General features: G+C 40.7%; 14 protein-coding genes. 8 read left to right on the top strand and 6 right to left on the bottom strand.

All coding sequences use genetic code 11. From position 1 onward, the window contains the following. Positions 1-2: 2 nt before the first annotated feature. The 5 genes from ccmE to ccmA are packed head-to-tail and all read right to left on the bottom strand — an operon-like array spanning position 3 to position 2,788. Positions 3-491 carry a cytochrome c maturation protein CcmE gene (ccmE, locus tag AB6T38_RS18020; RefSeq protein ID WP_348491103.1) on the bottom strand — a complete coding sequence of 163 codons (489 nt, stop codon included), beginning with the start codon at positions 489-491 and terminating at the stop codon, positions 3-5. Beyond that, the gene (gene ccmD / locus AB6T38_RS18015; RefSeq protein ID WP_372548624.1) at positions 488-751 is read right to left on the bottom strand and encodes a heme exporter protein CcmD; all 264 of its coding nucleotides are present in this window, start codon (positions 749-751) and stop codon (positions 488-490) included. The genes ccmE and ccmD overlap by 4 nt, the downstream gene beginning before the upstream one ends. Next, complete coding sequence (locus tag AB6T38_RS18010) at positions 748-1,494, bottom strand: heme ABC transporter permease (protein WP_372548623.1); 747 nt, start codon at positions 1,492-1,494, stop codon at positions 748-750. Before AB6T38_RS18010 ends, ccmD begins: the two co-directional genes overlap by 4 nt. After that, positions 1,494-2,162, bottom strand: a complete 669-nt coding sequence (ccmB, locus tag AB6T38_RS18005; protein ID WP_348491106.1) for a heme exporter protein CcmB — start codon at positions 2,160-2,162, stop codon at positions 1,494-1,496. Before ccmB ends, AB6T38_RS18010 begins: the two co-directional genes overlap by 1 nt. Beyond that, positions 2,159-2,788, bottom strand: coding sequence for a cytochrome c biogenesis heme-transporting ATPase CcmA (gene ccmA / locus AB6T38_RS18000; RefSeq protein ID WP_372548622.1), 630 nt, complete (start codon positions 2,786-2,788; stop codon positions 2,159-2,161). The genes ccmB and ccmA overlap by 4 nt, the downstream gene beginning before the upstream one ends. Positions 2,789-2,998: 210 nt before the next feature. Here ccmA and AB6T38_RS17995 point away from each other — a divergent pair, with 210 nt between their 5' ends. The 8 genes from AB6T38_RS17995 to AB6T38_RS17960 all read left to right on the top strand — a co-directional run bounded on the left by AB6T38_RS17995 (position 2,999) and on the right by AB6T38_RS17960 (position 19,883). Continuing rightward, complete coding sequence (locus tag AB6T38_RS17995) at positions 2,999-5,347, top strand: flagellar hook-length control protein FliK (RefSeq protein ID WP_372548621.1); 2,349 nt, start codon at positions 2,999-3,001, stop codon at positions 5,345-5,347. Positions 5,348-5,359: 12 nt separating this feature from the next. Then, the gene (locus AB6T38_RS17990; protein WP_372548620.1) at positions 5,360-5,683 is read left to right on the top strand and encodes an EscU/YscU/HrcU family type III secretion system export apparatus switch protein; all 324 of its coding nucleotides are present in this window, start codon (positions 5,360-5,362) and stop codon (positions 5,681-5,683) included. A 124-nt stretch (positions 5,684-5,807) separates the two neighbouring features. After that, the gene (locus AB6T38_RS17985; RefSeq protein ID WP_372548619.1) at positions 5,808-10,760 is read left to right on the top strand and encodes a PAS domain S-box protein; all 4,953 of its coding nucleotides are present in this window, start codon (positions 5,808-5,810) and stop codon (positions 10,758-10,760) included. A gap of 148 nt (positions 10,761-10,908) precedes the next feature. Further along, the gene (locus AB6T38_RS17980) at positions 10,909-11,127 is read left to right on the top strand and encodes a hypothetical protein (RefSeq protein WP_372548618.1); all 219 of its coding nucleotides are present in this window, start codon (positions 10,909-10,911) and stop codon (positions 11,125-11,127) included. A 508-nt stretch (positions 11,128-11,635) separates the two neighbouring features. Further along, positions 11,636-13,321, top strand: coding sequence for an alpha-glucosidase (locus AB6T38_RS17975; protein ID WP_372548617.1), 1,686 nt, complete (start codon positions 11,636-11,638; stop codon positions 13,319-13,321). Between the two features lie 520 nt (positions 13,322-13,841). Continuing rightward, entirely contained in the window at positions 13,842-16,772 is a 2,931-nt protein-coding gene (locus tag AB6T38_RS17970; RefSeq protein WP_372548616.1) for a TonB-dependent receptor, read from the top strand. Positions 16,773-16,899: 127 nt separating this feature from the next. After that, complete coding sequence (locus AB6T38_RS17965; protein ID WP_372548615.1) at positions 16,900-18,390, top strand: tryptophan halogenase family protein; 1,491 nt, start codon at positions 16,900-16,902, stop codon at positions 18,388-18,390. Positions 18,391-18,392: 2 nt separating this feature from the next. Next, positions 18,393-19,883 carry a tryptophan halogenase family protein gene (locus AB6T38_RS17960; protein ID WP_372548614.1) on the top strand — a complete coding sequence of 497 codons (1,491 nt, stop codon included), beginning with the start codon at positions 18,393-18,395 and terminating at the stop codon, positions 19,881-19,883. Between the two features lie 76 nt (positions 19,884-19,959). On the opposite strand, the gene AB6T38_RS17955 is transcribed toward AB6T38_RS17960, so the two are convergent. After that, on the bottom strand, positions 19,960-21,348 hold the full coding sequence (locus AB6T38_RS17955; protein ID WP_372548613.1) for an MFS transporter: 1,389 nt from the start codon (positions 21,346-21,348) through the stop codon (positions 19,960-19,962). Positions 21,349-21,799: the final 451 nt, after the last annotated feature.

The following is a 21,799-nucleotide window of genomic DNA, read 5'->3' as shown; positions in this document are numbered from 1 at the left end:
TCCTAATAGCCAGAACCAGATTTTGGTTCTGATTGTAAATTGTCGGGTTTCACATGCTTAATGCCTTTCATTTTTTCAGCCAATTCTGGCGGCATATATTCTTCATCATGTTTGGCTAAAACTTCATCGGCCACAATCAGGTTATTTTCCGTTAGTCGGCCGGTAGCCACTATGCCCTGCCCTTCACGAAAAAGGTCTGGTAAAATCCCCGCGTAGCGCACCGTCACAATAGGACCGACATCGGCCAAATCAAAACTCACGGATAAACTTTCTTGATCACGTTGAACACTGCCAGGAACAACCATGCCACCAATTCGCAGACGTTGACCTACGGTTGGTTTAATACCTTCTTTACCATCGATAATTTCAGAGGGAGTATAAAAATGGTCAATATTTTCACTCAGTGCACTGAGCATCATCCATACGGCAGCGGCCACTAAAAGCACAATTGCCAATATGCCAAACAAACGTTTTTGACGTCTTGGGTTCACGATAATTCACCTTCTTTTTCAGAATTCGATTGGGTTTCTTGTTCGGCTATTGCCGCCGCTTTTTTCTGTTTATTTTGTTTAATACGTTTTTTTCGCGCCATTTGCGCATTAACGGCTTTAATCAGCTGCTTTTTAGCCCAAATGCTCTCGTAAACGACCAACAAAACAGCTACAAATGAAACGCCAAAGGCCAACCATACGTAGAAGCCATATCCACCCATGTCCCAAAAGGCTTGCCAAGAATCAAATTGAAAAGTCATGATTTCCCCTCTTTCAATAAGGTTTTTATCGCCCAGGGACGGTGTATTTCGCGACGTAACAACTCATTTTGCAAACGCTTTAAGGTGATTGCCCCAATTAATAAGACTGCCGCCAACAGATTGACCATCAATGGCCAAAACATCTCAGGTGCAATAGAGGGTTTATCAAACTTGCTGATGGTTGCCCCTTGATGCAATGTGTTCCACCATTCAACGGAGTAATGAATAATCGGCAAGTTAATAACCCCCACTAAGGACATCACACCCGCAGCCTTGCCTGCCTGCACCTTGTCATCGAAGGATTTGTATAGGGAAATGACCCCAAGATATAAAAACAACAGAACCAGTTCGGAGGTTAAACGTGCATCCCATACCCACCAAGTGCCCCACATAGGTTTGCCCCATGCAGCCCCAGTAAATAAAGCGATAAAGGTCATCATCGCGCCCACTGGAGCAATGGCGATCATCGCCATATACGCCGTACGAATTTGCCATACCAAACCGATAAGTGCAGCAACAGCCATCGCCGCGTAGGCACTCATGGAGGTAATAGCACTAGGCACATGGATATAGATAATCCGGAAAGAATCACCTTGTTGGTAATCAGCTGGGGCAAACATCAGTCCTAAAATTAGGCCAATGACTAAGGTTATTGCTGCACTGATTGAAAACCATGGCAATAAGGTTTGACAGAGTTTGTAAGTTGACTCTGATTTAGCGTAAGGATGTAACCACTTCCACATTAACTTTGACTCACTTTTAATGCATAGGCAATGGCCATAGGAGCCAGTGCAAGAGCGAATAATAACATTGCTCCAATTAAGCCTAAATGGGCTGAATAGGATATTTGTAAGGAGGCTGCATCTACCGCCGCCGTGGCAAATATCAATAAAGGTACAAAAACCGGTAACAATAACAGGGCCAGCAACACGCCACCTTTTTGCAGCCCTACCGTCAAGCCAACCGCCACAGCGCCAACCAAACTAAGTAAAGGAGTACCAACCAATAAAGTTGCCAGCAATGCCCAATACATTTCTAAACTCAGGTTTAAAAACAGCCCTAACAGGGGCGACAATAAAATTAACGGTACAATGCTGGCCAACCAATGCACTGCCACCTTCACCAAACAGACTAGGGCCATAGGTGCACCACTTAACATTATCTGCTCAAGGGTGCCATCCTGAAAATCGTCTCGGAATAACCGTTCCATGCCTAACAAGGAAGATAAGATAGCCGCCACCCAGATAACCCCTGGACCAATCTTTTGCAGAATTTCAGGGCCTGGACCAACACCTAACGGAAAAAGGCTGATCACCAAAACAAAAAACATCATTGGCTGTAATAGCTCAGCTCGTTGACGAAACGCCAAGGCCAAATCACGCTTGAAAACAGCTAGTAGTGTGGAGGTCATATACGATACTCCAACAACAATTCAGATGTGGGATAATCCACATCTAAGGTTTGGTGAGAGGTAATAATTATCGCCCCACCCACACTCAAATGTTGAATCATTTTGTTTCGCAACAAGGCAATACCTTGGACATCTAAGGCCGTAAAGGGTTCATCTAAAATCCAAATCTTAGCGTCGGTCTTCAACCACAAGCGGGCTAACGCGACACGCCGTTGCTGGCCAGCAGAAAGCTGACTCACGGGAACATCTTCTAAACCCACCAAGCCGAGCTCGGCAAGTAAATCGAATAACGCAGGTTCCGTACAGCTCACTTGATTTAATTGACACCAAAATCGTAAATTTTCAATGGCATTTAGATTCAAACTTAACCCTAATTTATGTCCAAAATAGATTAAGTCTTGAAAATACGGCTCATTGACCGTTTGAATATTTTGCTGTTTATACTCTACTTGCCCCTCAGCAGGATCGCTTAAGCCCACCAAAATTCGCAACAAACTGGTTTTTCCAGCGCCGTTTTGGCCGCGCACATAAAGTAATTGGGAGGGATCGATTGAAAAATTAACCTTCTCAAACAAAGTTCGATCTTGTTTTACACACCCCAAATTTTGCCCACGTAACAATGCCAAGTTGAGTCATTCTCCAGTTAGGCTATATACAACAAAGACTTAACTAATTGTTAAATCAAAAACATTTCGATTTAGTGAAAACTTTCAGCCGAAAAATCGGCGCAAATGATACCATAGCAAAAAGCCAAATCCAGCTATTAGATTCTATATCTACAACAGGTTATGCTTAGTCAGTGTTTAATCTACTGATGTGTTGCCGATAACCTGTTTATGTCCGATATATCACTTAATGCTCAACAGCAACTTGTCCAGGCCGCAGCTCAACTTACGAAGCTGTCTTCAAACTCGCCAGTAGCAAAACAAGCAGCACAAGTGATTGTCCAGTTCTTAGCAAACAATCAAATTGGCTTAACCTTACCCAAACAGCAACAAACTGTTACCTTGCCAAAACCCACTAACTTGCCTCAATCCCTAAACGCCACCCAAGTGCAAGCACAATTGCAGAATCATACCAGTTCGTCGGGTAATCAAAATACTACTTCAGAACTATTATTATTTAGCCCGTCAACCAAAACAGACGCGCAAGCAGTTATCGCCAGCCTCAATCAAAAACAATTGGCCACCATTTTAAATGCTATCAGTGGCAATGCATCACCTAATGGCCAGGCTAAAAGCGTCATCGTGGATGCAAAAGTTCTGAGTAGCAGTGGCAACACCCTAAATGTATCTGCTCAAGTACAAGGTAAATCAGAAAGCTTTAGTGTGAATTTACCATCAGCGACAAAACTGCCAGCAAACACACAAAATGTACAATTGCAGATCCTGCCTAAAGGTAATCAGTGGCAAATTAAACTAACCGTAGACAGCCCTAATAATGGGCAAACTCAAGCTAAAACAGATAACATCACTATTCAATCTTCGGCCCCTAAAGCTGCCATTCAACCAGCAAAATCAGAGCCCATAAGCCAACAGGTTATCTTCGACAAGTACGCCCAAAACAATCAAACAAACAAAGCTGCGCAGCAGAACCTGCAAACTCAAGCTAACACGCCAAACCAAAACAGCAGCAGTCCCCTAACTGGCAGTCAAACCAGCGGTGAGCAAAAAGTCATTATGCTCAATTTAAACAAAGCAGATATTGTTAAATTGTTACAATCTGATTCAGCTCGGCTAAATAATCCATCTCAAAATATATCCTTGACGGTGCCTCGCCAGACATTAATTGAAACCCTAACAAAACTTCCCGAGTTACGTTTAGACAATGCTGTGGCTAAGCTTTTACGAGTTGATGCAGGGGTGAAAAATGTGAGTATAGATATACTGGTCTCCGGTAAAGGCGAGATTAAAGGCCCTGTAAAAGCGCCTGTTGCCCAGCTTCCCCTCACTGACACCCAAGTGCAACAAGTAAAAAGAGTGCTGTTTTTGCAAACTGAATCTAAACAAGCTGCCTCGCAAACCATTGAGTCTTCTGCTTTGCGCGCAGACGCAGCGATTCCCAAGCCCGAATCAGCCCTAAAAGCCCTGCTTGAAGGGCAATCAGCTAACCAAGGTAAACCTGCCGCTGACAAGGTTTCAAATCAACTGAATTCAAAAGACGTGACGGTTAATCCAGCGCAAACGGATTCAACAGAAATAACAAAAACACTGCAAAGCTTAACTAGCAAATTAGAATCGATACCTGCAGCGCAGAAACAACAAGTGCTGACACAGATAAGTGAATTGATGCGCCGGGTTTTACCTCAAGCTGCTAGTCCAAGCGAAACCCTGCAAAATATTGAGGTGGCATTGAAGGATCCGGTTTTAGCCAAATCGCCCGAGGCCAAAGCGGTGGTAGAAAACATCTTAAAACAGCTGCAACAAGGCACACCACAGGGTAAAGAAGCTGATGTGGAAAATATTAAACAATTAATTACCCAAGCCCCCCTAAACTTATCACCCATTCAGCTTACCCAAGCAATTTCATCCCAAGGGATAGTGGCTGGACTGATGACAATGTTGCAAATTAGCTTAGCCGCCAAGTTAAATCGAAACCAACCTCAGCACAGTGAAAAAATCGCACAAATTGTTAGTAGCCTGCTTTCTAGCTCAAACAAGACCACTACACCGCCAAGCCAGCGCAGCTTAAATGATTTGAACCAAATGGAGCAAAAGCATCAGATACTCAAGCAGCTAGGACGAATGTTTGCACAACATCAATCAAGCAAATTGAACAACGCTGAGCAAGCCTTGCAAGGACAAGAGAGTTTTTATTACGTGTTGCCCAGTGGCGTTGGTGAAAACAAAAAAGACATCGAGCTACTGATAAAACGTGAACCAGAAAAGCACGGAAACGCAGATAAACAAAAAAGTAAACTTGCGGTTTGGCACTTAACCATGAAAATGGACATTGGCGATGTTGGCCAAATATTGACGAAAGCCAGACTACAACAAGATGAATTAGAGCTAGATTTGTACACCTCCAACGAGGCAGTAAAAGAACTGGTATATAACTTTCTGCCGTTATTCAAAAAACGTTTAAAAAGTTTAGGCATTGAGGTGGCAAAGGCCCAATGTCAGCTAGGTAAAATTCCAGCCCATTTGCATACTCGCCCGTATCAAATTTTTCAAACCCAAGCCTAATGAGCAGACACCATGACTGATCCGAAAAACGCGAAAAAAACCAAAAGTGCCGTTGGCCTTCAATACCAAGAAGGTGATAAACAAGCGCCAAAAGTGATCGCCAAAGGGTTTGGGGATCTAGCAGAAGAAATAGTCGCACTTGCCAAACAAAGTGGGGTTTTAGTACATGAAGATCCTTATTTAAGTGAATTTCTTGCCAGTATGGATTTAGGTCAGGAAATTCCCGAGCAACTCTACCATGTCATAGCTGAGCTCATCGCTTTTTCCTATGTATTGCAAGGCAAGTTTCCTGAAAACTGGGCAGCAAGTCAGCATAAATTATCAACTAAAGCCTAACCAGCTATCCACTGTTTACCATTTACTTGCGTATTGTTTTCTACACCTAGTTGTTTTTAAAAAGATTTGTTGTTCAAAGCTGACAGGTTACTCTATCTGCAATATGTTGAATGGGAATAGTCTAATGACGCTGCACGCATTTAAAAACGTGTCTAAAACCTGTGTTGCACTAAGCACTTTATTGATGACAAATAATGTTTATGCAATTGCTGAACAAGTATTGCAGCAATCTGCTGATAATATTGAATACGGTTTAATAGCTATCGCAGTCGTATTCGCTGTGCTTGTTGTGATGATGGTTTTCAAAATCAAACAAAAAAAAGTAGCTAATCAACTTGCTGAAAATCAGCGTATTCTCGAGCAAAATACTTACTATTTAGATAATTTCCATATCGGCATGGTGCATGTTAATCACGCTGGTGAAATTCAATATTGCAATAAACTCGCAGCATATTATTTAGGTAACAGAGCTGAAAATTTAAATGGCAAAGCATTAAGCTCCCTGTTTAAAAAAGAATATGGCGAACAGATCGAAAAAGGTATTAATGCTAAAATTCAATGTAAAGAACAACTCATAGGCCCAGTGAAAGACCGCGATTTACAACTCGAATTTGCCCCGCAAAAAGACAATCAACAAAATATTGCGTCAGTTATATCCATAGTCGACTTCACCGCTCCCCAGTCACAAATAGATACCTTAGTAAATTCATTAAGCCTGAATAACCAACTGTTAGATAATAGCCAAATTGGTCAATTAGAAATCGACTTATCAGAAAAAACCTTCAGTACCAATAGTGTTTTTTCTAAGCTGTTAACAAACAATGACGAGCAATTAAGCGGTGAGCTTAAACACTTTGAACAATATCTATCGCAACAAACACAGTTTGCTTGGAATCAGGGACTTAAAGAGTTGGAGCGCGGCCAACCCATTGATTTAGAGTGTAAGTTGGATGCCCATGCAGGCGATGTCTATGTCAGGTTAGTTGGCTTGCCGCTAAACATGGATGACAAGGGTAAATCGCAAAATGTCCATATCACCGTTACTAACATCAGTCTGCAGGTTGCCTTGAAACATCAATTGGCTGCTAGCAAACAGCTTGTAAAAGGCATGCTTAGCTCCATCAGTCACCCTACTCTATTATTGGATGAAAATAGTATGGTGGTCGCCTGTAACAGTGCTTTTGAACTATTTTTTAATACCTCGGCGGAGAATTTACGAGGGCAGCCAGCATATCAACTGCCGGTGCTACCGACCGACATTCAAGATGTTATGCCCCAAGGGCAGTCTCCCAGCATGGCTTATTCGACGAGTGTTGGCAGTGCCAAAGAAATGAGCTTAGCCTTGCCGTCTGGTGAGAACAAAACCTTAAAAGTAAAGGTTCAATCTTTTAGAGATGAAGGCGGCAATCCTGCTGGTTCCATTTGTTTGTTAGAAGACATTAGCGAGCTAAAACAAACGAAAGCGCTACTTGAACATGAGCGTCAACATTTCTCAAATATTATCAACAAAGCGCCTCTTGGCATCGCCATGATTGATGACGACGATCGCATTGTGCAGGCAAACAGCGCGTTGACTCAACGCTTAAATCTATCTGAGAAAGAGTTAAAGAAAAGCTCTTTTTATCAATTATTTAATGATCCTAAAAACTCTGGAAAAGCGGCTAAAAAGCTACATAAAAATGGGCGTTTAGAAGGTTTCCATGCAAACTTAATAGGCAAACAACAACAGTTACATCCTAGTGAGTTAAACATCGAATTGTTCGACCGTGAAAAGCAACATTATTTATGTTGGATATCAGATATTAGTGATGAACAGTATCAACAAGATAAATTTGAGAGTTTGTTGTTACACAGCAGTATGCCAATGGCGGTATTAACCGAAGGCGGTTTTAACAAGCTTAACCCCGCAGCGTGTGACTTTTTCTCGGTGGAAGACCAAGAAGAACTATTTGGGCTTTATCCCTATTCAGAGACACTCAATGATAGTGAATCAGATCTTAATAACTTACAGAATAAAATTGAGTACATAAAACAAGACGGACAAGCCCTATCAATTACTTGGCAACATAACCTAAATAATCACAAACTTCCCTGTCAGGTTACCTTTGTACCAATGTTTAAGGGACAAGATTTCGATTCAATACTGTGTATTTGGACTGACTTAAGAGCTATTAAAAAAGCCGACCAAGAACGTTTGGAAGCCATTAATTTGCACCAAGCAGCCGAGCGATTAATTGTTGAAAAACAACAACTATTGGAAAGCAGCCAGGATCAACTAGCCAGTAAAGTGAGATCCCTTTCTGATACGCAATCCAAATTAAAAGCGGCCGAAGAAGATATAACCGACAAAACCTCAGAATTATCTTCCCTACAAGAAGCCCATGACAATATCACTGCACACTTGAATCAATTGCAGCAAGATTATCAACAGAGTCGAGATTCCCTAGCCAGCAGCGAAAAGGCCAATGAAGAACTAGCCGAGCAACTTGAGCAAACCGGTAAACGAATTCACGGCTTAGAAAAACAGCGGAATCAAATTGCCGATGAATTGCAATACAGCAACAAAAAATACAACGACGCTCAAAAAGAGTTGGCTGAAAGTGAAGAAACCGCCCGCAATTTAGAAACAGAACGACAAGAACAACAACAAAAAATGCTTGCCTTTGAGGAGGAAATCAACCAACTCAAAACATCTATTCATCAAAAAGACAAACAACTTTCAGATGTAAACAACCAGATCAGCAGTTTGCAATCAAAGTTATCTAGCTCTAGTCAGGCCAGTGAAAAATTACGTCAGTTATTAATTAATCAACGTAAAGCCAGTGAAATAGCTGAGAAACAACGACGTGACCTCGAACAGTCCTGTTTTGTTGCCCAGTCAGAATTATCCAATAAAGCCCGTCATATTGACCATTTGCAGCATGAGATGGATAAATTTGAAGAAATGTCCAAACAACAAAAAGGCGATATGGAAAAACAACAGGCATTGTTGCAACAAGAGCTCGAAAATAAACAACAACAGTTGCAGGCAACTCAAGAAATATTAAATCAAGCGCAACAACAATCTGAACAAGATAAAGCAGAAAAACAACAGCAACAGCAACGATTGCAGCAATTACAAGATGATTTAGCGGAAGTTGAACGTCGCAGTGAACAGCAGCAACAGAAAATAGCCGAAGCAGATAATCACTGGGCCCAGCAGCAACAAAAATTACAACAAGAGTTACACAAAAAACAACAAAAACTGCAGGAAACCCAGCGTATTTTGGAGCAACAAGAACAGCAGGTAGAAGCAGAGAAATCGGCAAAGGCTGAGCAGCAAAAAGTGTTTGAGAAATTGCAACAAGAATTGGCTGAAATGGAGAGACGTAGTGAACTACAGCAACAGCAAAAGAATGATGAAGCTGAACTAAGACTGCAAGAACAGCAGCGTCAATGGCAACAAGAGCTTGAACAGCAACAACAAAAACTGCAACAGGCAGAACAGAGTCTAAATCAAGCGAAACAGCAAACCGAAGCTGAAAAAGCCCAACAACGGGAGTTAATGACGCGTTTGCAATCTGAATTGCTTGAAATGGAAAAACGTAGTGAACAACAACAAAAACAAATAGTTGAAGAAGCGAATCGACGCTGGAAGGACAAACAAGATAAGTTGCAAAAAGCGCTGCAACTTAAACAACAGAAACTACACGAAACCGAACAAGCTTTGCAAAAAACCGCGCAGCAAACCGAAGCTGAAAAAGCAGCTAAACAACAACAGCAAAAGATTTTTGAGCAGTTACAGTCTGAGCTTTTAGAAATGGAACAGCGCAGCTCTGAACAGCAGCGAGAAATGCAAGAAAGTGATCAACAGTGGCAACAGCGTCAAGAAGCTTTGAAACAAGAAGTTCAAGCCAAACAAGCACAATTGCAACAAACTCAACAACAATTAGACGAGAATCAGCGACAAACTGATAAAGAAAAACGCGAGCGCCTGGAACAACAACAAAAACTCGACCAACTAAAATTGGAATTGTCAGATGTAGAAAACCGTGCCACAAAACAAAAAGAAATGCTGCAAGGAAGTGATGAACAATGGCGCCAACATCATGCAGAAATCGAACAACAGAAAAAACAATTACAACAGTCGTTACGTGACGCCGAACAACAAAACCAGCAAATGCAGGAGAAACTGCAACAAAGCCTGCAGGAGTTAGCGCGGGCAGAATCACAGGTGAGTGACACCCAATCCGGTGAACAAAAGTTACAATCAGAATTAGAACAGGCAAAAAGAGAAGCCCAAGAACTGCAAGATAAACTGAAACAGCAAGAGCAGCAGGAATTGAAGCTGCAACAACAATTAGCAGAACAACAAAAAGCACTGCAAAACAGTGAACAAAATGTGCAGAAAATGCACAACGAGCAACAACAACTAACCGATGAATTGCAGTCTATCCAAGCAGAATATGATCATACAAAAGCGAGTTTAAACGCCCAAGATAACAATCAGTCAGAGTTAACTGAAAAGTTACAACTACTTGAACAAGAACTAAACAATAATAAACAGCAAATTGCCAATAAAGAAACTGAATTGGAACAAGCACAGAAGCAATTAGAATCCAGTCAGGCCAAATTACAAGTCAAAGAGAAAGCCCTAGTAGCGGCTCATAAAGAGGAATTGAAACAGGTTCAAGAACAGCGCCCTAGCCCTGAGCCTCAGCAAGCCCCAGAGTTCGCTAAATTAGATATGCCAAGAGACCCGCATGTTTGGTTCGATCTATTACCTTTTTTACAAAAAAATCCACCCAAACAGTCGCTGGCTATTGACCTTGGAGCCTTGATGAATGAACTGGAAGAGTCGATGCACAACATGGATAAAGTTGTGATGGAAGACAATAGCAGTGCAATACTTACTCAGGCCCGAAAGCTGGCGCATATTGCTCGCAAAGTTAACTCTAATCCGTTGGACGATGTAGCCACTCGATTAGAAGCAGACTTTAGACAAGGAGAAGTTGACAGTATTTCAATTTTTTGGCCCAGTGTGAAAGAATCCATCATGACAACACTCAGGGTGATTTATTCACATTTAAATAAATAGCCTGTATTGAGCTGGGCTTGGTTAAGTTTAAAAATTAATTGAGTCTACAATGCAAATATGCCAAGCCTGACTATTGCCAATGTGCCGTCGAACATGCACTATTGGCGACAGTCTGCAATCTTAAAAACAACCTCACTTTAATCTGAATATGCAAAATCAAATTATTTATCAATTCCCCAGTGGTCAAGTAGCTAACCGTTTTTTAAACGATGTGAATTCCGAGCAACGTCCGAATATTAAAGCAAAACTGTATCGAGGTTCATTGAAAGTGCAGGTAACTTATCAATATGCAGATACTGGGTTCGACAGCACCAGTGCTGAATTAGATGATCTTGCAAGCAAGTACGAAGGTGAAGAAGTCAGTTAGGTCTATTAAAGGCATAAACTCGCGTCCCACTCCCCCAGAACTAACCCTCACGGGATATTTACATCTAGGCTTTTTGGACTCCACTCGTCCCTCTCCTTAATCCAATAATATCAACCTATGTTTCACAATTTTTATCATGGACAGCCATAGTTTGATGCCAGCTTTATCATGGACAGCCATAGTTAGATGCTGACTAGATATTTCAATATCAGCTTTATCATGGACAGCCATAGTTTGATGCTGACTAGATATTTCAATATGACTCAAACCTTCAACTTAATCGATTAAATTAAAAATTAAACAATCTAATTAAAAGCATAAATAACCAATTAAATTCTAAAAATTAACTATATTATCTAGATAAATCACCCTTAATCGTTTTAGGATTAACCCGTTAAATTTGAAAAGTAAATAATTAGAAACATTAGCAGTGGCTATATTCGAGCAACCTAAAATTCAATAATTCTAGTTAGCCTCTTGTATTTGACTGAAATTGGGAGCGTGTGAAATGGCTAAATCAAAAACCTCATCTTCAAAAAAATGGTGGAAAGAACAAATCATTTATCAAATTTATCCTCGTAGTTTTTTTGATAGCGATGGTGATGGTATTGGCGATTTAAAAGGCATTATTGAAAAGCTCGACTATATAAAGAGTCTTGGTGTAACCGCTGTTTGGGTTAATCCTTTTTACGCCTCCCCTAATGATGACAATGGTTACGATATTAGTGACTATCGCAAAATTATGGACGAATTCGGTAACATGGATGATTTTAATGAGATGATAAAAGGTTTTCACGACCGCGATATCAAATTCGTCATGGATTTAGTTGTTAACCATACAAGTGACGAACATGAGTGGTTTAAGCAGTCACGAAGCTCTCGTTATAATTTGTACCGTGATTATTACCATTGGTGGCCAGCGGAAAACGGCAAACCTAATTATAGGTTCAGTTATTTCGACGAAAAAGGCGATGCATGGAAATACGATGCACACACAGATGCGTATTACCTACATTATTTTTCAGCCAAACAGCCGGATTTAAATTGGGAAAACCCAGAAGTACGACGAGAAATATATGACATTATGCATTTTTGGGTTAAAAAAGGAGTAGATGGTTTTCGGCTCGACGCATTTCAATTTATTTCTAAAGATACCTCTTTCCCACCGTTTCCAAAGGGTTATCAGAATAATGTAGTGGATGTAATAAAACACCACGGCATGGGACCGACATTGCACGATCACATACGTGAAATGAATAAAGAAGTACTTAGTAAATATGAAGTATTTGCAGTCAGTGAGGGAGTAGGAAGTAGTTTTGAAGATGCCCACTCCCTCGTTGATGAAGATCGTAACGAACTGCAAATGGTATATCATTTTGAAGGCGTTGAGGTAGGAAATGGCTTGGATGACCCACATACCTTGGCCGATTTCAAACAAGTACATTCAAAATGGGAAGCGTCCTTTAAGGATAATGGTTGGATTTCGATATTTTTAGCTAACCACGATGTACCGCGCATGGTATCTAGGTTCGGTAATGATAGCGATGAATTCAGAGTTGCATCCAGCAAAATGCTCAATACTTTCTTACTGACCATGCGAGGCACACCCTACTGCTACTTTGGCGATGAATTGGGGATGAAAAACATTTATTTTCAGCATATCAGTGAATATCAAGACATTGCAGCTAAGAATGGTTATAAAAAAGCCTTAAGCGAAGGTAGAGATATGAAAAAGTTTATGCAAAATCTTAGCTTTTACTCTCGCGATAATAGCCGAACACCAATGCAATGGGATAACTCTGAACATGCTGGCTTTAGTTCCGATTTACCTTGGATAGCGGTCAATCAAGATTATAAAGAGGTAAACGTGGCAGCCCAAGAAACCTGCCCTGACTCGGTATTAAATCATTTTCGACAACTAACCAGCCTTAGAACCAATAACCCAGTTTTAATTTATGGCACTTATCAGCAAGTGGACAAAGATAATCCTGAGGTCTACGCTTATTCTAGGACTCTGGATAGTCAGGTATGGCTAGTGCTACTTAGTTTTGTAGAGACGGATTCAATTTTTCAATTACCAGATAATATGCAATCTTTTGAAATTCAAGGGAACAACTATTCAGAATTGCGTATTAATGATGGAAGGGCAAAGTTGAAAGCGTATCAGGCTGTGGTTTTATCTCAAAAGGGTTAACCTAAGATTGAGTTTAAATAATAGGCCCAATAACAAGTTTGCAGCCATTAGCATGCTCCGTGTTAATGGTTTAAATTACGACCCTATTTTAGACCGAAATTAGGGGGAAAACACTCATAATATAAATCATTTAAGTTGGTTTTTGTTATTCCTTTTTAATCTTTTAATTTAATTTAGAATTGCATTTAAAAATTGTGTCGAACAGCCACCTTTAATTAAATATCCTAGTTCAAAAAATATTTAAAAAAACCAACACAATACCAATATAAATAAAGATATTAGCAATCATTTACTTTCTTAAGTAAGAGTAAACACTTTCGCTTCACTGAGTAAGTCCCAGCTTTATACAAAGGTCAAAATGATTATTTAAATAGCTCTATTCATGTAAAAAATATGGTTTTTATTTAAAATAACTCTTAAACGATTAAGAAAAAATATTGATCTTATTTACATTTGATAGTACTTTTAACATTGTAGTAACAATATTGACCATAAAAAACGCACTTAGCGGGACACACATATGAAAACGAGCACATATTTTAAACCAGCGTTATTATCGGCTGCTATTTCTGCAGCTTTGATTTCAGGCCATGCCTTAGCACAAGAATCTGCTGCCGCGGCGGAAGATCTTGAAGTTATTTCTGTCAGCGGGATACGCGGATCCTTAATCCGAGCCCAAGCTGTTAAAATGGATAACTCCTCCATTGTTGAAGCAATCTCGGCAGAGGATATTGGTAAATTACCAGACTCATCTATTGCAGAGTCCTTGGCTCGTTTACCAGGTATGTCTGGAGAGCGTGTAGGTGGACGAACATCTGGAATTTCAATTCGCGGATTTAAAGAAGATTTCACCGGTACATCATTAAACGGTAGAGAACTAATCGGGATTGGTGATAACCGCGGTGTTGAATACGATTTATACCCTTCTGAAATAATGACAGGCGCAACGGTTTACAAAACCACTGATGCTTCTTTGATGGTGCAAGGTATAGGCGGTACGGTTGATTTACAAACTGTGCGTCCTTTACAAGCTCAAGAAACACTCACAGTCACTGGCGTATACGAAATTAGTGGTCGCGAATCTGATAATCCAGAATTCGATAACAAAGGCCACCGCTATTCACTATCTTTTGTTGAAAAGTTTGCCGACGATACTATTGGTCTTGCAGTAGCGCTAGCAACAACTGAATCACCAAATAATCAGCGTAAATTTGGTGTGTGGGGATATAACCCGGCAAATGATGATGGCCAAATTTTACCTTCTGGTCTTGATACCAACGTACAAAGTACCGTTTTAGAAAGAGACACGATTTCAGCTGTCTTACAATTTCAACCAACAGACGATCTTGATATTGTAATAGATGCGCTGGATATTAGTTTCTCCGACTCGGGGATTATTCGTGGTTTCGTCGAACCCTTTGAAGCAGCAAATGTAACAGGTACAGGTTTTAATTCCACAGGAACACAAGTTAACGCCAACTCTGTTTTAATCAACAACCCTAAACAAAAAGATGGTGATTTGAATGTCTATGGTTTGAACATTGAATATCACGTAAACGACGACTGGTCAGTTGAATTAGATGTTGCTCGCAGCAAGTCAACTAAACGTGATTTGCAAGGTGAATCATACTCAGGCTTAGCACGTAACGGTGCCCTTGACGCCTCTGACCCATCTTTGTTCGGTACACGAGAGTTCGTGATGAGCCAAGATGGTATTGATTTCACAAGCACCTCTGGACTTGATGCATTCTCTGACCCTAACGCATTGCAATTAACTGGACCTCAAGCATGGGGTGGCGGTTTAGCTAATTTAGCGGACAACTTTGACGATCATTCTGAACTACAAGCAAACGGACAACCTTTCAGTTATGTTCAAGCTCAAGATGGTTTCTTAAATTATGCGGATTTCAAAGAAGAACTAACCACAGTACGCTTTGAAGTTGTAGGTAATTTAGACGGTGATGTTTTCCACACTCTTACGGCTGGTATCAATTACAGTGATCGTTATAAAGATAAAGACAATAAAGGCTTCTTTGCTACCGCATCGGCCTTCCCTTTTTCTGATTCAATTCCATCTAAATATCTGTATGACGGATTGGCTGATTTAACCTGGGCTGGCCTAGGTATGGTTGTAGCTTACGACGGTTTTGCTCCTTACCAAGACGGCGAATACACATTAAATGATGCCGGTCTACTTGAACCTGATCGTTTAGGTGACACTTATGTTGTCGAAGAAGAAGTGACCACCTTGTATGCTAAAGTTGATTTTGAAACTGAGTTAGGTGACTTCCCAGTTAGCGGTAATTTAGGTGTGCAATACGTTCAAACGGACCAAACATCTTCAGGTTTTAACGGTATCGTAGGTTCTAATTTTGCGGTATGTGATGATAACAATGACCAGCAAATTGATGATAGCTGTCGAGTTTCTGGTGGTGCAGACTATAGTCATGTGCTTCCAAGTGTAAATATTAGTATGGAAGTGGGCGACAACCAATTCGTACGACTTGCAGCAAATAAAGCCATTAGTCGTGCTCGTATCGATCAAATGAAAGCCTCTAGTTTTGTGAAGTTTGATCAAAACATCACGCTTATTGCTATCCCTAATACAGTGGAAGCAGTGAATCAGTACGGTTCTCCTTGGTCTAAATTTGCAGGCAACCCAGAACTTCGTCCTTTAGAGTCGAATAACTTTGACGTTTCTTACGAGTACTACTTTGAAGATGAAGGTTATTTATCTGCGGTTTTATTCTATAAAGACTTAGTGAATTTAACCCAAGAAAGTAGTGGTGATAATTCACTTATTAACTTCAGAAATGATGAAACGAATAACGGTGCAGATTACTACATCCCAGGCTTCCATGATCGCCTAGCGTTATTTACAGGGCCACATGAACCTGCTGGTGTTGTGTATAACGAAGGCGACTTAATCACGCCTCCTGATTATGGAACTTACTCATTCTTTGAAGATGGTTTAACAGGTGACGTTCAGGGTCTAGAGCTTACAGCAAATGTGCCTTTTGGCATGTTTAGCGATACCTTAGACGGCTTTGGTGTTGCCGCCTCTGCGATATTCATTGATGCCGAGTTAGATGATGGTTCGCCGCTTGTTGGTCAATCGGATTCAACATATTCACTAACCGCATACTATGCAATGGGTGGTTTTGAGGTACGTGTGGCTGGAACTGACCGTGGTGAATACTATACTTATCAACGTGGTGGCTCTAACAAAATCGATACTGTACAACGCAATGGTGTGACTTTGGTGGATGCGCAAATTAGTTATGACTTCTCTGAGTCAGAGCATGACTATTTGCAAGGTCTACGGGTTTCATTGCAAGGTACAAACTTGACTGACGTGGATGATGAGATAGTTGATGCGAACGGCATCGTTACTACACGCCGTCAGTTTGGACCTTCATATATGCTTAACTTCAACTATTCTTTCTACTAAGTAGTTATGCGTTAATATTGATTGATAAAAAGCCTCATAGTTGCAAGACTCATGAGGCTTTTTTACATTTATACTAAACGAAATATTATAAGCTGGCGCTTATGAAACAATTTAAAGGATCTTGTCTATGCAAAAGCCGGTTAAAAAAGTCGTTATTGCTGGCGGAGGCACCGCAGGTTGGATGACCGCGGCCTTACTTAAAAAAGTCCTTCAAGATCAGGTTGAGATTGAATTAGTTGAATCAGAAGATATTGGCATTGTAGGAGTTGGTGAAGCAACTATTCCACCGATTCAATTATTTAATCAGTACTTAGGAGTAGATGAAAAGCAATTCCTTCGTGAAACCAAAGCGACAATTAAACTTGCGATTAAATTTGAGAACTGGCGAGTCCCTGGAGAAAGTTACTACCACACCTTTGGTGCGCCTGGTGCAAACATTGGGTTTTGTAGTTTTCAGCATTTTTGGCTGCACGCAAAACAAGCTGGCGCAACGGCATCTTTATGGGATTACGATCTAAATTATTTGAGTTGTGAACGCGGTTTATTTAACAAAATTAATACCCAAAATCCTGTTTACGAAATGCAATATGCCTATCACTTTGATTCTGGGTTGTATGGCCGCTTTTTACGAAAGTTAGCGGAAAATTCTGGAGTAAAACGCACTGAAGGGATAATCGAGCATGTAGTACAGGATAAAAGTAGCGGCTTTATTACTGAGTTACATCTTAAAAATGGGAATAAAATTAGTGGTGATTTATTTATTGATTGCACGGGAATGCGAAAGCTACTTATCACGAAAACCCTAGGCGTAAAGTACCAAAGTTGGGAGAATCTTCTACCTGCCGACTCGGCTATTGCGGTCCCTAGCGAGCGATTTCCAACCACACTCCCTTACACTCGCAGTATTGCCCACAAAAAAGGATTGCAGTGGCGCATCCCTCTTACCCATCGCAATGGCAATGGTATTGTTTACAGCTCTAAATATATGTCTGATGACGAAGCTCATCAAACCTTGATGACTAATTTAGATTCCAAACCTTTAGATGAGCCTAGAAAAATCAAATTCGAAACAGGGCGCACTGAACAACAATGGCATAAAAATGTGATTGCCATCGGCTTATCTAGCGGGTTTTTAGAGCCGCTTGAATCAACGAGTATCCATTTGATTCAAGCCGCCATTGTACGTTTATTAAAAATGTTTCCAAATAACGGCATTTCTGAAGCAATGATAAACATGTACAACGCAGAATCTAAACGCGAATTTGAAACCATAGCTGACTTTATTGTCCTTCATTACCATGTAAACGAACGGGATGATTCAGATTTTTGGAAAGATATGCGTAACATGACAATACCCGATAGGTTAAAAGAAAAGATTGACGCTTTCCAATCTTCGGCCGCCATATTTAATGACAACAACGATATCTTCCGAGATGCTTCATGGTTGCAAGTTATGTTAGGGCAAGGGATTCAGCCACAAGATTACCACCCTGTAGCCAAAAAATACGGCGATAGCGCACTGTTAAATGTGATGCAGAAAGTCTTAGCTGAAAAGCAAAAACCATTATCTAGTTTGCTCCCCCACGACCAATTCATTGCTCAGTACACAGGTGGGTAAACATGCAGCCTAGTAAAAAAATCGCAATTGTTGGTGGCGGCACTGCTGGATGGTTGGCGGCAAACCTAATGGCCAAACAATGGCAAGACAAAAATATTGAAATTGACGTTATTGAAGCGCCAGATATTGGCACTATAGGTGTGGGGGAAGGCTCTACGCCCACCTTAAAGCGTTTTTTTGAGATAATGGATATACCTGAATCAGAATGGATGCCCGCTTGTCATGCTACTTACAAAGTAAATATTAGGTTCGAACATTGGAGCCCAGAGTCAAACATTGAATCCTATAGCCACCCTTTTATCTCACAATTAGATACCTTCAGTGAACGTCCGTTTTATGCCAACTGTTTTGGGCGGCGCATGGGCAGTGATGTTTGTACTTCCAGCGATAGGTTTCTTTTCAATGGTTGGCTGGCCAAACATAACTTAAGCCCTGTTACTCCAAACAACTTTCCGTTTAAAATTGAATATGGTTATCATTTTGATTCTGCTTGTTTAGGGCGATTTTTACAAAAGCATGGGATGAGTTTAGGCGTGCGACACCATGCGTTGAAAGTACAAAATGTTGAACTGCACCCTGATGGCAGTATTGCAAGACTGCATACCGATAATGAGCAAATAATTGAGGCTGACTTTTTTGTGGACTGCAGTGGTTTTAGGTCTTTACTGTTGCAAGGAGCATTAGGTGTAAAGTTCAAGGACTTCAGTAACAATCTATTCAATGACTCAGCACTAGTAATAGGCACTAAACCACTTCAAAAGATACCTGTTGAAACCGTATCTACGGCTCTTTCGAATGGTTGGGCTTGGCGTATTCCGTTGAAGAATAGGACAGGCAATGGTTACGTATACAGTTCGCAACATATTTCAAAGGTTGATGCCGAAATAGAGTTGCGACAACATCTCGGTTTATTAGATTCAGATATTGAAACTCGCCATTTAAAAATGCGTGTAGGTCAGGTAACTGAACACTGGAGTAAAAACTGTATCGCCATCGGACTAGCTCAGGGCTTTATTGAACCTTTAGAAGCTACTGCCTTACATTTAACCCAAATATCAGTCGAGATGTTCATTGATAACTTTGAAAAAGGGCATTTTTCAAACCAGTTTCAAAATGACTACAATAAGGAAATGAGTGAGCGTTTTGAACGAATACGAGATTATATTGTTGCCCATTACAAACTAAATAGCCGCCAAGACAGCGAGTATTGGCGGGAAAATCGCGACAATATGGCCTTATCTGAGTCGTTATTATTGATCCTTGATACTTGGTACAAGAAAAATGATTTGAGCAAAGAGCTCGTGCGTCAGGGTATAAACCAACATTTTGGAGCCACCTCTTGGCATTGTCTGTTAGCCGGATACGGAGTTTTTCCGAAACTGAATAAGGGAGCCAAACAGCAGACTTTGACGCCATCAACAGATTATTTTGAAGAGAATCAAATAGAACAATTGTTTTCAGGTTGTATTCTAAATTTCGCCCCTCAGAAGTAGAGATTTACAGCCAGAAAATCAATTGTTCAGAAGCCCCTGCCTCAGAACCTACTTGAGAGGTTTAGGGGCGGTGGATTTATTCACTACTATTTAAACGTCTACGTTCAATAAGTTCTTTTTCGATACGATATAATAGATGTCTATCTATCTTGTAGAACAACATTAATAGACCGCCTAGGGCAAACAACACTGCTGGCAATAGTGTCGCCATGACTCGAATTCCTTCCATTGTAAAAGCCGACACGGTTTGATTTGCCACAAACCCCACATAGGCAAGAATGAAACCGGGTAGAGCTCCGCCCACAGCAGAACCAAACTTTAAAGCGAACATAGATGCTGAAACAGTCAAACCTGAAGTTCGTTTGCCGGTTTCCCACTCTCCATACTCAGCACAATCAGTAAACATGGCAAACAGCAAAGTAATCACCACCCCAAACGTAGTGATCCCTAAGAAATGTAAAAACACCGCTGTCCAGAACATATCAGGGGGAATAAAATAGCTCATCACTAAGAACACGGTATGCAACAAACACATCACTAACACTATCGTATGTTTGTTAAATAACCGAGTTAATGTGGGTGTCCATAAAGAACCCACGATTTGCCCAAAAAGGCCAATTGATGAAAACAATGCAACGCGGTCGAAAATAAGGAAAATGGCTTCTCCATCATCTCCCATATAATACTTTACGTAGAAGATAATCGATGAAAAGCGAGCCACCAAGGCCACTACAAGCAACACACAAGCGATAGCTAAAACAACCCAGGAAGTATTTTTAAACAACACTTTCATATCTTTTCTAGCCGATGAATCGTGTTTAGGTAATTTTATCCTTTCTTTAGTGACGGCAAAGGTGAACCAAAAGAGAGCGATAGACAGCACTGCGAAAACACTAATGGTCAAACGAAACCCAAGTACGTCGTCACCTCCACCTAATAAACTAACCAGTGGCGTTGCGAAGGCGGCAATCAACAGTCCACCAAGACCTGCACAAATAAATCGGTACATGGTCGCCTTAGTACGCTCTTCTGCTACAGGTGAAATCACAGCTAGCAGCGCTGAATAAGGTACATTCATTGCGGTGAACGCAATCATCACCCCAATGTAAGTGACATAAGCATAAATCAGCTTTCCAGTGTCGGAAAAATCAGGACCAAAAAAGATAGCAAAGCCTAGCAGTCCATAAGGAATAGCACCCCATAAGAGGTAAGGTCTATACTTCCCCCAACGAGACTCTGTTCTATCGGCGATAAGCCCCATAACAGGATCACTAACAGCGTCAGTGATTTTTGAAATTAATAACATTAGCCCCACTGCTGCAGGAGCAAGACCGTAGACATCGGTGTAGTAGTAAAGCAAATATAAACCGAAGAACCCCAAATAGAAGTTTGAAGCCATATCTCCGACGCCGTAGCCTATTTTTTCTTTAAAACTTAGGGGCGCTTTGCTTGAATCAGATGACATGATTTCTCCAAACAGGTTCCAAAATAAATGACATTACAGTTAGTCATAACGCTCATGTGTTAACAGATATTTTACACCTGCTTAACTTAAACGATTAAGGTGAATAGATCAACAGTAATTTAGCTTTCTGGATTGATTGAAAAGGTATGGTTATTATGGCGGTAAAGTTATAGAAGTTTAGACCAAACTTTAGCAGATAGTTTATAGGACATCCATGTAAATTTGGAGTTAGAGGGAGTTAGAGGACATCCATGTAAATTTTAACCTAAGGTGCCCCTCTCATTGGTTGGTATGTTCTCCTTCAAAGGCTAACTTAAGGGAATTTAAAGGACATCCATGAAGAGCTTTAGAGGACATCCATGAAAATTAACACACTAAGGTGCCCCACTTATTGGTTGGCAAGTTATCCTTGAAGGCTAACTTAAAGAACGTTTTCTCAGTGTGTCAATTA

Origin of the sequence: Aliiglaciecola sp. SL4, from assembly GCF_041538045.1 — a bacterium.
In the GTDB taxonomy this organism is placed as follows: Bacteria; Pseudomonadota; Gammaproteobacteria; order Enterobacterales; family Alteromonadaceae; genus Aliiglaciecola.
Note: the sequence above shows the minus strand (reverse complement) of the source record. Positions and strands in the feature narration are given on the sequence as shown.

Excerpts from the sequence above, each read along its gene's own strand:
- AB6T38_RS17970 (WP_372548616.1), top strand. The coding sequence starts at position 13,842 with ATGAAAACGAGCACATATTTTAAACCAGCGTTATTATCGGCTGCTATT.
- AB6T38_RS17985 (WP_372548619.1), top strand. The coding sequence starts at position 5,808 with ATGACGCTGCACGCATTTAAAAACGTGTCTAAAACCTGTGTTGCACTA.
- AB6T38_RS17965 (WP_372548615.1), top strand. The coding sequence starts at position 16,900 with ATGCAAAAGCCGGTTAAAAAAGTCGTTATTGCTGGCGGAGGCACCGCA.
- ccmB (WP_348491106.1), bottom strand. The coding sequence starts at position 2,162 with ATGACCTCCACACTACTAGCTGTTTTCAAGCGTGATTTGGCCTTGGCG.
- AB6T38_RS17990 (WP_372548620.1), top strand. The coding sequence starts at position 5,360 with ATGACTGATCCGAAAAACGCGAAAAAAACCAAAAGTGCCGTTGGCCTT.
- AB6T38_RS17980 (WP_372548618.1), top strand. The coding sequence starts at position 10,909 with ATGCAAAATCAAATTATTTATCAATTCCCCAGTGGTCAAGTAGCTAAC.
- AB6T38_RS17960 (WP_372548614.1), top strand. The coding sequence starts at position 18,393 with ATGCAGCCTAGTAAAAAAATCGCAATTGTTGGTGGCGGCACTGCTGGA.
- ccmD (WP_372548624.1), bottom strand. The coding sequence starts at position 751 with ATGACTTTTCAATTTGATTCTTGGCAAGCCTTTTGGGACATGGGTGGA.
- AB6T38_RS17995 (WP_372548621.1), top strand. The coding sequence starts at position 2,999 with ATGTCCGATATATCACTTAATGCTCAACAGCAACTTGTCCAGGCCGCA.
- AB6T38_RS17975 (WP_372548617.1), top strand. The coding sequence starts at position 11,636 with ATGGCTAAATCAAAAACCTCATCTTCAAAAAAATGGTGGAAAGAACAA.
- AB6T38_RS18010 (WP_372548623.1), bottom strand. The coding sequence starts at position 1,494 with ATGTGGAAGTGGTTACATCCTTACGCTAAATCAGAGTCAACTTACAAA.
- AB6T38_RS17955 (WP_372548613.1), bottom strand. The coding sequence starts at position 21,348 with ATGTCATCTGATTCAAGCAAAGCGCCCCTAAGTTTTAAAGAAAAAATA.